This is a genomic window from Ruixingdingia sedimenti, from assembly GCF_031432425.1.
Lineage (GTDB): Bacteria > Pseudomonadota > Alphaproteobacteria > Rhodobacterales > Rhodobacteraceae > Ruixingdingia > Ruixingdingia sedimenti.
In genome coordinates, this window is record NZ_JAVKPH010000028.1 from 20,890 (window position 1) to 33,992 (window position 13,103).

The following is a 13,103-nucleotide window of genomic DNA, read 5'->3' on the forward strand; positions in this document are numbered from 1 at the left end:
CTTGTCCCGGCGGCGGCGCGGATGCCGGGGCAGGCCCCGGCCTGCGGTCGTCGCGGTGGAACGACGACCAGGGCCAATCCTCCACCCGGTCCACCAGCCCCTGCCGCACGGGGGAAAGCCAGCAGTGCCACAGGTGGTTGCGGTAATCGGCGGGGCCGCGGATGTGGTGTTCCAGGAACCGTTTCTGCCAGACGGGAAGCGCGTCCTCCCCCGGGCCGGCGCCTGCCTCGGCCCGTCCGGCGCGCCCGGCGCGGCGGATGGCGCGGGAGAAGCGGCCCTTGATCGCGCCCATGCGGGCGGGGACATCGGCGTCGTCCGGCGGCAGGGTCCAGATGCAGTGCATCCGGTCGGGCAGCACCACCCAGGCGTCGATGGCGAAGGGGCGGTCGGCCCGGGTGCGCCGCACGGCATCGCGCAGCGCGTCGATCCCGCGGATCAGCAGGTCGGATCCGGGCGTGGCGAGATGGACCGAGAGGAATACGGTCGCACCGGGGATGCGGGGGTGGGTATAGCGTGACATGGGGACAGGCTAGGGTGAGTCGGGTTAACGAAACCCTTACGCCGCCGCCCTTGCCCCCGCCGACCCCACCGGCTACCACCGTGCCGTCCCCAATGGAAAGGCGCCGCCCGATGGATACGCTCATGCTCTACGGCATTCCCACCTGCGACACCTGCCGCAAGGCCATCAAGGCGCTGGAGGGCGCGGGGCATGCCGTCACCTTCCGCGACATCCGCAAGGACCCGCTGTCGGAGGCCGAAATCGCCACCATCGTCACCGAATTCGGTGGTGCTGCGATCAACAGGACCTCGCCGACCTACCGCAGCTTTTCCGATTTCCTCAAGGCGTCCGAGCCCGAGGCGCAGATCGCGGCACAGCCCACGGTGATGAAGCGCCCGGTGATCCGGGGCCCGCAGGGCTGGACCATCGGCTGGTCCGACGAGGTGCAGGCGCGCTATCTCTGATCCCTTTGGGCGGGGCGGTGGAAAGCGGAGATCACGGGAAGCCTGACCCGGCGGAGGGGGTGAATGCCGATCCGACCCGGGGATGCTCCCGCCCGTCCGCGATGGAAAAGCGCCCCTGCGGGGCCCTTTCCCACCACGCCCGGTTGGGCCGGGCCGCGCCTTCGGCGCGGCGGGCGGGAGAGCGGCCGGTGTTCGCGGCTCAGTGTAGAGACGGGATTTTGCCCCAGAGGGTCGGCCCCGGCCTGGCCTCAGCCCCGCAGCCGGCCCCAAAGATCATATTCCCCGGCCTCTTCCACCTCGACCTCCACGATGTCGCCGGGGGCGAGCCCCTCGAATCCCGCGTCGATGAAGAGGTTGCCGTCGATTTCCGGCGCGTCGGCCTGGGTGCGGCAGGTGGCGCCATCGGCATCCACCTCGTCCACGATCACCGGGATGGTGCGGCCGACCTTCGCCGCCAGCTTGGCCGCCGAAATCGCCTGCGCCTTTTCCATGAAGCGGTCCCACCGGTCCTGCTTGACCTCGGGCGCCACGTGATCGGGCAGGGCGTTCGACCGCGCCCCGGCGACGTTTTCGTACTGAAAGCAGCCCACCCGGTCCAGCTGCGCCTCGTCCAGCCAGTCGAGCAGGGTCTGGAATTCTGCCTCAGTCTCGCCCGGGTAGCCCACGATGAAGGTGGAGCGCAGCACGAGATCGGGGCAGATGGCGCGCCAGGCGGCGATTTCGTCCAGCGTCTTTGCCGCCGCCGCGGGGCGGGCCATGCGTCTGAGCGTGTCGGGATGGGCGTGCTGGAAGGGGATGTCGAGATAGGGCAACACCCCCCCTTCGGCCATCAGCGGGATCAGGTCGCGCACATGCGGATAGGGATAGACATAGTGCAGCCGCACCCAGGCCCCCAACCGCCCCAGTTCGCGCGCCAGATCGGTGATGTGGCTGCGCAGCTCTGCCCCTTTCCAGGGGTGGCGGTCGTGGCGGCGGTCGAGCCCGTAGGCCGAGGTATCCTGGCTGATCACCAGCAGTTCCTTCACCCCCGCCTGCACCAGCTTTTCGGCCTCGCGCAGCACGGCGTGGACGGGGCGGCTGACCAGACGCCCCCGCATGTCGGGGATGATGCAGAACTTGCAGGCATGGTTGCAGCCTTCAGAGATCTTCAGATAGCTGTAGTGGCGCGGGGTCAGCTTGACCCCGGTCGGCGGCAGCAGGTCGACGAACGGGTCGGGCGAGGGCGGCACGGCGCGGTGGACGGCATCCAGAACCGCCTCGTACTGATGCGGGCCGGTGACGGCCATGACCTTGGGATGCGCGCCGGTGATATAGTCGGGTTCCGCGCCGAGGCACCCCGTCACCAGCACCTTGCCGTTTTCGCGCAGCGCCTCGCCGATGGCGTCGAGGCTTTCGGCCTTGGCGCTGTCGAGGAAACCGCAGGTGTTCACGATCACCGCATCCGCGCCCTTGTAGTCGGGGCTGATGGCATAGCCCTCGGCGCGCAACCGCGTCAGGATCCTTTCGCTGTCCACCAGCGCCTTGGGGCAGCCGAGGCTGACCATGCCGATGGTCGGCTGGCCGGGGCGGCGTGTGTCGGCGATGCGCGGGGCGGGCGCGAGATCGGGGCGGAGGCTGGGCGGGTTCTGGCTCATTCCGGCGCATATAACGCTGCGCGGGCTGCGCGAAAAGGGGCCGTGTAAGGGGGCGGGCGTGCCCCCGCCCGAGGCCGGGCCCGGGGGAGAGTGCGGGAGCCTCCGGCGGGGATATTTATCGGACAGAAAGTGAGGGGCGGACCCTTGCGGGGAAGGGTGCGCCTCGCGGCTTCACCTTTTCCGAAATACCCATGCGGCGGGTGGGGCTTGTCACCCGGCCGGTCGCCGGGGCCGGGGGGGCGCAGGCCGGGGCTTGCCCCGGTATCCTCGTCCGCTCTGCCGGGCCCTCAGTCGCCATAGAAGCGCCGGCGCGCTTCCTGTTCGATGTCGAGCCGCAGCTGAAGATCGGCAAGTTTCTTCATCTCGCGCCGGCGCGTTTCCTCATCGGGGGCGGCGTGCAGGATGCGGGTCTGTTCCTCCACGGCCTTGCGCAGCTCGATTTCGCGCGGCAGGGCCCCGGCCTCGGCCATGATGCGGAAACCGACGGCATCCGCGCTGCCGTCACCGGACATGTCCAGCGGTTTCCCCGCCCCCTTGAGGTTGTCGAACTGCCCCTCGGCCTGCGCCTTGCGGATCTGCCTTTCGGCCATCCTGGAAAACTTCATGCGCTTTCTCCCGCGTTGTGCCGTGCAGCGAGGAACCCGCGTTCGAGTCCATCGAAAACGGGCCGGAATATCGCCAATCCCTCAGGGCCATGCGGGCCGACGGCGGTCTGCGCGCCGACGATCGCCCGCGCGGCCGGCAAACCGCGGGAATGGGGCCCGCGCGAAGATATTGGCATCGCCCCGCGTTCTTCCGCGAGGATACAGGACCGTTTCGGGAATCGTATGATCTATTTTCCGGCCGGCAAGGGCGGCATCGTGCCGCAGACCGGCGATCCGGCGCGCATGCGGCCATGTTCGGCCATCCGGCCCGCGGGCCGTCAGCCGAACCGGGGCGGGCGCCGGGACAGGCGGGCGGCGACGGCCTCCATCTGGTCGGGGCTGCCGATGAGGGCGGCCTGGATCTCTGCCTCCAGCCGCAGTGCCGCGGGGTTCCCCTGCCAGCCTGCGCGCACCAGCCGCTTGGCCCCCGCGCGCACCCCGGGCGAGACCTCTGCCAGCGCCGCCGCCATCGCCCGGGCGGCGACCAGCGGGTGGGGGGCGATGCTGGTGGCCAGACCGATGGCCAGCGCCTCTTCCGCGCCGACCTCGCGCGCGGACAGGATCAGGTCCAGCGCCCGGTCGGCGGGCATCAGCGGCGGCAGGGTCTGGCTGATCCCCATGTCGGGGATCAGGCCCCACCGCGCCTCCATCACCGACAGCCGGGCGTCCGGCGCGAGGATCCGCAGATCGGCGCCGAGCGCGAGTTGCAGCCCCGCGCCGAAGGCCACGCCCTCGACCGCGGCGATGACCGGGGCGGGGACCTCGGCCCAGACGGTGCAGGGGCGCTGGAAACGGTTGGCGCGGGGCGGGGTTTCGGCAGGGGGGCCGAGGATCTCGGCCCTGAGCGCCGCCATGTCGGCCCCCATCGCGGCGAACATCGCCATGTCGAGCCCGGCGGAGAAATGCCCGCCCGCCCCGTGCAGGATCACCGCGACGAGACCCTCTTCGCCCGCCAGCGCCTCGCCCGCGCGGGTCAGGGCGTCGAACATCGCCATGTCCCAGGCGTTGCGCTTGTCGGGGCGGTTCAGGGCGATTTCCACCACGCCCTCGGCGCGGGTGATGCGGATGCGGTCGCTGTCGGTCATGGCTGGCCCCCCCTTTGCCGCACCAGAGTGTCGGGGCCCGGGCGCGCTGACAAGGGGCCGTGCGGCCGCCGGGCGCAACGTCAGGGACGAGGGACCCCGGGGCGAGTGCAGAGGGCGGGAACCCTCGCCGCCGCGGCGATGAGAGGCCGCGCCCGGCTGCATCCTCAGGGACGGCGGCCTTCCGGCAACGCCGCCGCAGTCTCAGCGGCGGCGGTCGCGCCGGGCGCTCATCGGCTGGAAGGCCACGCCGACATGGGCGTCGCAATAGGGTTTTCCGGGCTGGGTCGGCAGGCCGCAGAACCAGAAATCCTCGGTCGCCGGGTCGCCGATCGGCCATTTGCAGGTGCGTTCGGTCAGTTCCATCAGTGTCAGCTTGCGGGCGCGCTTTTCCACCTCGCGGACCGAGGCCAGCGCCTCGGGGCTGATCTCGTTCTGCGCGGGCTGCGGCGGCAGGGGCGTGCCGGCGGGGACCAGCGCCTTGCGCGCGGCGGGGGCCGCGGCGGGGGCCTGCGGGGCAGGGGCGGCGGCCGCGGCGCGCACCGGTTCGGGGCGGGCGGCTTCCTCCGCCGCCTCGGCGGCGGCGGGTGCGGGGGCAGGGGCCTCTGCCACCGGCGCCTCTGCCGCGGGTTCCTCGTCCTCGGGCCGGCCGGTGCCGCCGACGCGGTTCGACAGGCCCAGGCGGTGGACCTTGCCGATCACCGCGTTGCGCGTCACGCCGCCCAGTTCCTTGGCGATCTGGCTCGCGCTCTGGCCATCGGCCCACATCTTCTTGAGCGTCTCGACGCGCTCGTCTGTCCAGGACATGCATGACCTCCGGTCTGGTCCCGGCGGCGGCGGGATGCCGGGCGGGGCGGTATCTTGCGCGAACCAGATACAGGCTCGGGTCCGGTGGCGCAAGGGCCGCGCCGCAGATGCGGCGGATCAGCCCAGAACGATGCCCGCGATCACCAGCGCCAGCCCGAGCGCCGAGACGCCGAGCGCGGCGAGGTTCAGCACCACGATCCGTTGCAGCCGCGCCCTGAGCGCCGCATCGTCGAGCCCCGCGCGCTTTGCCCGCGTCACCTGCCAGATGCACCAGAACAGCCCGCCGATGCCCGCGGCCGTCGCCGCCGTGCCCACCCAGATCAGCCCGCCCATGCGATCCCCCGTCTTGCCGCCCCGTTGCCCTAGCCTGCCCGGCGCCCGCGCGCAACCCGGCCCCCGCTTGAACCCCGCCCGCCGCCCCGCTAGGGATGGGGCCGCAGACCCGGAGAGGCACATGAGCGATCCTATCGACACCTACGGCGTCACCGCCGACGAACTGCGCCAGTTCATCGAACGCTTCGAGCAGCTCGAGGCGGAAAAGAAGGACGTGGCCGAGCAGCAGAAGGAACTGATGGCCGAGGCCAAGGGCCGCGGCTACGACACCAAGGTGATGCGCAAGGTCATCGCGCTGCGCAAGCGCAAGCCCGACGACATCGCCGAGGAAGAGGCGGTGCTGGAGATGTACAAGGCCGCGCTCGGGATGAACTGAGCGTCCGGGGGCGTTCCCCCGGCGCACCCGCCGGCGCCCCGCGGGATATTTTCAGACAGAAAGTGAAGAAAGGCGGCCAAGTGTACAGCCCTTCTTCACTTTCTGTCCCCAAATATCCCGGGGGTCCGGGGGCTGGCCCCCGGCGCCGGCGGAAGGGCCGGGCATGCGGAGGTCAGCTGGCGATGAAGGTGACGCCGGGGGTATCCGCGATCCGTTCCATATCGGCCTCGTAGGCGAGCGTGAGGCGCTCGACCAGTTCGTCGGTCCAGCCGGGCATGTCCAGTTCCACCTCGATCCGGTCGGGCAGGGCGAACTTGTCGAGGAAGGCCGACACGATCCGGCGGCGTTGCAGTTCCGTCTGCGGCGGGTGGTGGGCGAGGTAGTCGTGCATCCGGGCCAGCCCCTCGGGCGACATGATCGTGCGCAGGATGATGTCGGTATCCTCGAGGTCCAGCCCCGCCGGGTGTCGGGTCAGCACGCGCAGCAGTTCCGGCCAGATCAGCGGCGTGTCCTCGTCGGCCCAGACGGTCAGCGGGCTCTGCGGGCAGGCGGCGCGGATGCGGTCCACCAGGTCCGACCAAGCCAGCGCCGCGGGGTCGCAGCCCTCGAGGAACTCGGCATGGCTGCGGGTCTTCTGGCGTTCGAACAGCGCCGGCAGGAAGGTGGCCGGGTTGCGCAGCGCCAGCGCGAATTCCACCTGATGGCCGGGAAACAGCCCCGCCAGCGCGCGCGCCCGGTCGGGCCCCGCCGGGTAGAACTGGTTGCGCCGCAGGGCGAAGCGGGGAAAGCCCAGGAAGGCGTCCCATCCCATCACGGCGCGGCGCGCGTGTTCGTCCGGCAGGATGCCGTCCAGCAGCGCCGCCGCGCCTTCGGGCGTGGCGGGCTGGCCTTCCAGCGCCACCAGCGCGTCGCGCAGAAGCGAGCGGTAGATCCCGGGGTCGGGGATGCTGATGCCGGCCGGCGCCAGCCGGTCGCGGTTCGTCAGAAGGCACTTCACCAGCGCCTCGTCATCGGTGCAATGCGCCCCGAGGTGGAAAATCAGCTGCATCCGCCTGCCCTTCAACGGCTTGTTCTTGCCCGGCCCCGGCCCGGTTGCGCGGCCCGGCCCGCCTGCGCGCGGATCATAGCCGGATTTCTGGACAGGGAAACCGCTTTCCTGTAAGCCCGCGCCGATGGCCGCCGAGCAAAAGAGTCACCTTTCCCCCCGCGCCCTCCGCCTGCCGCGGGTGGATGGCTGGTCCGTCGCCGCGGCGGCGATCGCGGCGCTGGTGCTGATGCCGGTGGCCGCCGTGGTCTGGATGGCCTTCAACCCGGCCGAGAACATCTGGCCCCATATGGCGGCGACGACGCTGCCGCGCTATCTGGCCAATACCGGCGTGCTGATGGCGGGGGTGGCGGTGCTGACGGCGGCGGTGGGCACCGGGGCGGCGTGGCTGGTCACGATGTACCGTTTTCCGGGATCGCGCGTGCTGGACATGGCGCTGCTGCTGCCCCTGGCGCTGCCGGCCTATATCGGGGCCTATGCGCTGGTGGATCTGCTGGATTACGCGGGGCCGGTGCAGACGGCGCTGCGCGGGCTCATGGGCTGGCAGTCGGCGCGCGACTACTGGTTTCCGCCGGTGCGGTCGCGCGGGGCGGCGGCGGCGGTGCTGTCGGCGGCGCTTTATCCCTATGTCTACCTGCTGGCCCGTGCGGCCTTCCGCGAGCAGTCGGCCAATGTCTACGAGGTCGCGCGCGCCCTCGGCGCCGGGCCTTGGGGGATGTTCTGGCGGCTCGGCCTGCCGCTGGCGCGGCCTGCGGTGGCGGCGGGCGTCGCGCTGGCGCTGATGGAGACGGTGAACGAATTCGGCGCCGTCACCTTCTTCGGCGTGCAGACGCTGACCACCGGCATCTTTTCGGTCTGGCTGTCGGGCGGCAATGCCGGGGGCGCGGCGCAACTGGCGCTGGTGAGCCTTGCGGTGATCTTCGCGCTGGCCTCGGTCGAGCGGGTGGGCCGGCGGCGGCTGCGGTTCCACCGCGCGGTGCGGCAGTCGCGGCCGGTGACGCCGCAGGCCCTGCGCGGGGCGCGGGGCTGGCTGGCGGCGGGGCTGTGCGCGGTGCCGGTCCTGGCGGGGTTCGTGCTGCCGGTGGCGGTGATCCTGCACCACGCCGCGGGGCGGCCCGCGGCATGGTTCGCGCCGGGGCTGGTGCGGGCCTTCACCAACACGCTGATGGTGGGCGGGTTCGCGGCCTTCGGCGCGGTGGGGCTGGCGCTGGTGCTGGTCTATGGGGTGCGGCTGTCGGGGCGGCAGGTGCCGCGGCTTCTGCTGCCGCTGACGACGCTCGGCTATGCCGCGCCGGGGGCGGTGCTGGCGGTGGGATTGCTGATCCCGATGGCGGCGCTGGACCACCGGGTGGCGGATGCGGTGCTGGCGCTGACCGGGCACGATCCCGGGCTGATCCTGACCGGATCGGCGGCGCTGCTGGTGCTGGCCTATGTGGTGCGGTTCTTCGCCGTGGGGCAGGGGGCGGTGGACACCGCCTTCGGCCGCATCGCGCCGGGCCTGCCGATGGCCGCCCGGTCGCTCGGCCGCAGCGCGGGCGGGGCCTTGCGGGCGGTGCATCTGCCGCTGATGCGGGGCTCGGTCGGGATGGCGCTGCTGGTGGTGTTCGTCGATTGCGTCAAGGAACTGCCGGCGACGCTGCTGCTGCGGCCCTTCGGTTTCGACACGCTGTCCACGCGGGTCTACGAAAAGGCCAGCACCGAGGCCCTGGGCGATGCCGCCCCCCCGGCGCTGCTGGTCACGGCGGTGGGGGTGGCGGCGGTGCTGCTGCTGATGCGCGGCCTGTCGGCGCGCGGCCGGGGCTGAGGCGCGCCCCTTGACCCGCCCCTTGACCCTGCCGCCCCCCGCCCGCTATCAGAACGCAGCGCCGGCATAGCTCAGCGGTAGAGCGTCTGCCTTGTAAGCAGGGGGTCGGGGGTTCAAGTCCCTCTGCCGGCACCAGTCCACCCCCATGGCGCCGGTGCAGGTGCGCGGTTCCGGCCCGCGTGGCCCGCGCGTCCGCTTACAGCCCCGGCTTCATCCCCGATACGGCAAAGCGGTGCTGGCCGAGGGCGGCAAGGCGTGCGCGGGACCAGAAAGGCCAGCGGCGGCTGTGCAGCGTGCGAAGGTTCTCGTGCCGCAGGCCGGTAAAGCCCGCATCGTCGAAAAGACCGGCGACATCCGGCGCGCGCAGGCCGCCGCCGAAGGGCAGTTGCGCCATGATCCGCCCGTGTTCGCGCCACTGCGCCGCAGTCACCAGGCTGTGGCTGTCCTGCATCCTGCCGAACAGCCGGTCCAGCAAAGGCAGGAGGCGCCCGATCAGGCTTTCGCGGGCAAAATCCCCGTCGATGACCAGAAGCCGCCCGCCGGGTTTCAGGATCCGCAGCCATTCGTGCAGGGCGGCGTGGGGGTCGGGCAGGGTCCACAGAAGGTTGCGCGCGATGACGGCATCGTAGCGGCCATCGGGTTCCAGCGTGTTTTCGGCGTCGCCGATGACGAAGCGGATGGGGGCGCCGGCCCCCTGCGCCTTGCGGCAGGCGCGGGCGAGCATCGGTTCCGCGAAGTCCAGCCCCGTGGCCCTGAATCCCGCCTGCCGCATCAGAAGCGACATGGTGCCGGTGCCGCAGCCCAGATCCATGGCGTGGCGGCCCTCGCCCGGGCCGAGATGGCGCCGGATCAGCGCGCGCCAGGCGGCGGCCTCGGGCGCGGCCATCAGGCCATGGCCGGGGCTCCGGTCGTAGGTTTCCGCCCGGATGGCCCAATAGTCGCGGATGTCGTCCTTGATCGAGCGGTTCAGCATCGGTCAGTTCGCATCCCGCCGGGCGAGGATGTCCAGCATCCGCCGGCGCGCGGCCTCGGGCAGGTCGTCGGGCAGGTCGGCCCCGGTCGCGGGCCGGTCGCCGACCTGGATCAGCATCGCCATGCCCATGGTGTAATGGGGCGAGCATTTGATGCCCCAGATGCCTTCCGCATCCAGCGTGACCTCGATTTCCTCGTTGATCTTGCCGATGAACTTCTGGCCCCCTTGGGGGATCATGCCGGCGATGGTGGCGGCGTTGTGGCCGGGATCGGTGGCGAGGAACCGGACCGTATCGCCGGGCCGGATCACCAGATATTCCGGCTCGAACGGCATCGGGCCGGTGCCGTTGCGGTTGAGCATCCTGACCTCATGCACCTCGGCCATGGCCGCTAGGGGCAGGAGACTGGCAACAAGGGCGGCACGCAGCGGCATGGGATGTCCTCTCACGAAAGGCGTTGGAAGGCGAAGACCGGGCGGCCCCCGCCCAGATGGGGGACAAGTTCGGCCTCGACGGCAAAGATCCTGCGAATCAGGGCGGGGGTCAGCACCTCGGCGGGGGGGCCGAGCGCCACGCAGCGGCCCGCCTGCATGACCAGAACCCGGTCGCAGCGCAGCGCGTGGTGCAGGTCGTGCAGCGCGATGACGGTGGTCACGCAAAGCCCGGCGATCAGGTCGAGGATGCCGATCTGGTGGTGAATGTCCAGATGGTTGGTCGGCTCGTCCAGCAGCAGGATCCGGGGGGTCTGGGCATGCGCCCGCGCGATATGGACCCGCTGGCGTTCGCCCCCCGACAGCGAGGACCAGTCGCGCGCCGCCATATGCGCCATGTCCACGGCGTCGAGCGCCGCCGCGACGGCCGTGTCGTCCTCGGCGCGCCACGGCCGCAGCGGGCCGAGCCACGGGGTGCGGCCCAGTTCCACCGCCTCGCGCACGGTGATGCGGTCGCCGGTCTCGGCGGATTGCGCGACCAGCGCCAGATGCTGGGCGATCTGCCGGCGGCGCAGGCGGTCCATCGGCTGGCCGTGCAGGCAGACCCGGCCCCGGCAGGGCCGCATCAGCCCCGCCATGAGGTTGAGCAGCGTCGATTTGCCCGAACCGTTCGGCCCGATCAGGCCCAGCATCTCGCCCGGGTGCAGGCGCAGGCTGACATCGGAAACGATATCGCGCCCCTGCACGGTGCGGCTGACGCCCATGACCTCCAGCAGCGGCGTCATCGCTGCCGCCCCCGGATCATCACGATGGCGAAGGCCGGCGCGCCGACCAGCGCGGTGATCACGCCGATGGGCAGGACCTGCCCGGGAATGACGATGCGCGAGGCCACATCGGACACCACCAGGAACACCGCCCCCGCCAGCGCCGTGGCAGGCACCAGGCGGGCATGGCGGGTGCCGACCAGAAAGCGCATCGCATGGGGCACGACCAGCCCGACAAAGCCGATGGCCCCGGCGATGGACACCATCACCGCCGTGATCAGCGCGGCCGTGCCGATCAGCACCGCCTGTGTGCGCCGCAGGTCGATGCCGAGCGATGCGGCGGCCTCCGCGCCGAAGGTGAAGGCGTCGAGCGCGCGCGCATACCACAGCGTCACCCCCAGCCCCAGGCCCGCGATCGGCAGCGCCAGCCATGTATCCGGCCAGCGCACGCCCGAAAGATTGCCCAGAAGCCAGAACATGATGCCCCGCGCCTGTTCGGCGCTGGCCGATTGCGCGATGATCAGCGCGGTCAGCGCGTTGAACATCTGCGACCCGGCGATGCCCGCCAGAATGATGACCCCCGCCCCGCGCAGCCCGGTTCCGCCGCCCGCGACATAGGCCAGCCCCGTGACCAGCGCAAAGGCGGTCAGCGCGCCCGCGAAGGCCCCGGCGGACATGCTGACCAACCCGCCGCCGATGCCCGCGACCGCGATGATGACCGCCCCGGTCGAGGCGCCGGCCGAGATGCCCAGCAGATAGGGCTCGGCCAGCGGATTGCGCAAAAGCGCCTGCAGGATCAGCCCCGACAGCGCAAGGCTCGCCCCGCCGCAGGCGGCCACGACGGTCCGCGACAGGCGATAGTGCCAGATCACGCTGGCGTCGATCACGTCGACGGCGCGGTCGGCCAGCCCCGCCTTGACCGCCAGCACCTCGATGACGGTGGATAGCGGGATCCGCGTCTCGCCCACCGCCGTGCCGAACAGCAGCGCCGCGGCCAGCACGGCGGGGGCCAGCCAGATCCAGCCCATGCTCCGGGTCGCGGGGCGCCGTGTCATTTCGACAGGTCGAACCCGGCCAGCGCCTCTGCCAGCATCTCGAGCGCAAAGATCGACCGGACCGAGGGGTCCATCGCATGCGCCTGCATGGCCACGATGCGGCCCTGCTTCACCGCCTCCAGTTCGCTGGTCACGGGGTCGGAAGTCAGGAATTCGCGCTTCACCGCGATGTCGTCGGCGGGAAAGCGGCGGCGGTTCATCTCTGCCGTGACGATGAAGGTGGGGTCGGCCTTGGCGATGGTTTCCCAGCCCACGGTCGGCCATTCTTCTTGCGAGGCGATGACGTTCCGCACCCCCAGTGTCGACAGCATCCAGCCCGGCACCGCGTTCATGCCCGCGACATAGGGGTCGATCCCGATATCGGCCGACGAATACCAGAACACGCCCGACACGTTCTCGGGCAGGTCCAGCGCCCGGGCCTTTTCGACCGCCGCCGCCTCGCGCGCCTTCAGTCCGGCGATCAGATCCTCGCCGCGGTCTGAGACGTCGAAGATCATCGCCAGATCCGCGATCCCCTGATAAATCAGCGCGGTGTCGAACATGACCGTGCGCGCGCCGTCCATGCTTTGGGTATTGTCCTTGCCGATGCAGTCGGTGGGCATGATCCAGCTGGGGATCTGCGCGTCGTCGAACATCTCGCGCGTGCCGACCACGCCCTGCGGGCCGATCATCCATTCATAGGCCGTCACCACCAGCCCGGGCCGCCGGGCCAGCACGCTTTCGAAACTGGGGGCGTTGTCGGCCAGCCGCGCGACCTTCGCGTCCACCCCGGCAAGTTCCGGCAGGACCGGGTTGATCCAGAGCGCGGTGCCGGCCACCCTGTCGCCCAGACCCAGCATATACAGGATCTCGGTGGTGCCCTGCCCGATGCTGACCACGCTGTCGGGGGCCTCGGGGATGGTGATCGCGTGGCCGCAGCTGGTCAGGGTCAGGGGGTATTCGGTTCCCGCGAATGCCGCCGGGGCAAGGGTGAGGGTGATGGCAATCGCCGCCGGCAGCCTGTGCATGATGTTTCCTCCCGCACGTCGTTGTCCGAGCCGGTCCGCCCGGCTTGGTGCGATCATAGCCGTTTCGCGCGGCCGGGTGCTTGTACGCCCCGGCCCGGACGTTTGATCGAGAGTGCCATTCCTGCCGGCGGGATTTCAGCCATTCGCAGCGGTTTCCCGGCTGCCGGGCCTGCGCCGCGGCGGGGGC

General features: G+C 71.1%; 14 protein-coding genes, 1 tRNA gene and 1 pseudogene. 4 read left to right on the forward strand and 12 right to left on the reverse strand.

The genetic code is table 11. The features are described 5' to 3' along the window. Positions 1-76: 76 nt before the first annotated feature. Positions 77-520 (reverse strand): annotated as a pseudogene (locus RGD00_RS23545) (REP-associated tyrosine transposase); the annotation flags it as partial. A gap of 110 nt (positions 521-630) precedes the next feature. Between RGD00_RS23545 and RGD00_RS18210 the strand changes: the two are divergent. Then, the gene (locus tag RGD00_RS18210; protein ID WP_310458703.1) at positions 631-963 is read left to right on the forward strand and encodes an arsenate reductase family protein; all 333 of its coding nucleotides are present in this window, start codon (positions 631-633) and stop codon (positions 961-963) included. Between the two features lie 248 nt (positions 964-1,211). On the opposite strand, the gene rimO is transcribed toward RGD00_RS18210, so the two are convergent. The 5 genes from rimO to RGD00_RS18235 form a co-directional block, all read right to left on the reverse strand. After that, positions 1,212-2,597: a 30S ribosomal protein S12 methylthiotransferase RimO gene (gene rimO / locus RGD00_RS18215; protein WP_310458704.1), complete on the reverse strand. Its 1,386-nt coding sequence runs from the start codon at positions 2,595-2,597 to the stop codon at positions 1,212-1,214. A gap of 287 nt (positions 2,598-2,884) precedes the next feature. Further along, positions 2,885-3,202, reverse strand: a complete 318-nt coding sequence (locus tag RGD00_RS18220; RefSeq protein WP_310458705.1) for a DnaJ family domain-containing protein — start codon at positions 3,200-3,202, stop codon at positions 2,885-2,887. Positions 3,203-3,519: 317 nt separating this feature from the next. Continuing rightward, positions 3,520-4,326: a crotonase/enoyl-CoA hydratase family protein gene (locus RGD00_RS18225; RefSeq protein WP_310458706.1), complete on the reverse strand. Its 807-nt coding sequence runs from the start codon at positions 4,324-4,326 to the stop codon at positions 3,520-3,522. 201 nt (positions 4,327-4,527) lie between these two features. After that, positions 4,528-5,130 carry a GcrA family cell cycle regulator gene (locus RGD00_RS18230; RefSeq protein WP_310458707.1) on the reverse strand — a complete coding sequence of 201 codons (603 nt, stop codon included), beginning with the start codon at positions 5,128-5,130 and terminating at the stop codon, positions 4,528-4,530. Between the two features lie 117 nt (positions 5,131-5,247). Beyond that, positions 5,248-5,463 carry a hypothetical protein gene (locus RGD00_RS18235; RefSeq protein WP_310458708.1) on the reverse strand — a complete coding sequence of 72 codons (216 nt, stop codon included), beginning with the start codon at positions 5,461-5,463 and terminating at the stop codon, positions 5,248-5,250. A gap of 121 nt (positions 5,464-5,584) precedes the next feature. On the opposite strand from RGD00_RS18235, the gene RGD00_RS18240 reads away from it, so the two are divergent. Further along, positions 5,585-5,839 carry a DUF2312 domain-containing protein gene (locus RGD00_RS18240; protein ID WP_310458709.1) on the forward strand — a complete coding sequence of 85 codons (255 nt, stop codon included), beginning with the start codon at positions 5,585-5,587 and terminating at the stop codon, positions 5,837-5,839. Between the two features lie 172 nt (positions 5,840-6,011). Here the strand turns inward: RGD00_RS18240 and RGD00_RS18245 are convergent, their stop codons facing one another. Next, the gene (locus tag RGD00_RS18245; protein WP_310458710.1) at positions 6,012-6,887 is read right to left on the reverse strand and encodes a hypothetical protein; all 876 of its coding nucleotides are present in this window, start codon (positions 6,885-6,887) and stop codon (positions 6,012-6,014) included. A 124-nt stretch (positions 6,888-7,011) separates the two neighbouring features. Here RGD00_RS18245 and RGD00_RS18250 point away from each other — a divergent pair, with 124 nt between their 5' ends. Both RGD00_RS18250 and RGD00_RS18255 read left to right on the forward strand, forming a co-directional pair. Continuing rightward, positions 7,012-8,688, forward strand: a complete 1,677-nt coding sequence (locus RGD00_RS18250; RefSeq protein ID WP_310458711.1) for an ABC transporter permease — start codon at positions 7,012-7,014, stop codon at positions 8,686-8,688. Between the two features lie 60 nt (positions 8,689-8,748). Beyond that, a tRNA-Thr gene (locus RGD00_RS18255) sits at positions 8,749-8,823 on the forward strand. Positions 8,824-8,884: 61 nt separating this feature from the next. Here the strand turns inward: RGD00_RS18255 and RGD00_RS18260 are convergent. Genes RGD00_RS18260 through RGD00_RS18280 form a run of 5 tightly spaced genes read right to left on the reverse strand, consistent with a single transcriptional unit; the run spans position 8,885 to position 12,916 of the window. Next, positions 8,885-9,661, reverse strand: coding sequence for a class I SAM-dependent methyltransferase (locus tag RGD00_RS18260; RefSeq protein WP_310458712.1), 777 nt, complete (start codon positions 9,659-9,661; stop codon positions 8,885-8,887). Between the two features lie 3 nt (positions 9,662-9,664). Then, entirely contained in the window at positions 9,665-10,093 is a 429-nt protein-coding gene (locus tag RGD00_RS18265) for a pseudoazurin (protein WP_310458713.1), read from the reverse strand. An 11-nt stretch (positions 10,094-10,104) separates the two neighbouring features. Continuing rightward, entirely contained in the window at positions 10,105-10,875 is a 771-nt protein-coding gene (locus RGD00_RS18270) for an ABC transporter ATP-binding protein (RefSeq protein WP_310458714.1), read from the reverse strand. Continuing rightward, the gene (locus RGD00_RS18275; protein WP_425603437.1) at positions 10,872-11,909 is read right to left on the reverse strand and encodes a FecCD family ABC transporter permease; all 1,038 of its coding nucleotides are present in this window, start codon (positions 11,907-11,909) and stop codon (positions 10,872-10,874) included. Before RGD00_RS18275 ends, RGD00_RS18270 begins: the two co-directional genes overlap by 4 nt. Next, positions 11,906-12,916: an ABC transporter substrate-binding protein gene (locus RGD00_RS18280; protein ID WP_310458716.1), complete on the reverse strand. Its 1,011-nt coding sequence runs from the start codon at positions 12,914-12,916 to the stop codon at positions 11,906-11,908. The genes RGD00_RS18275 and RGD00_RS18280 overlap by 4 nt, the downstream gene beginning before the upstream one ends. Positions 12,917-13,103: the final 187 nt, after the last annotated feature.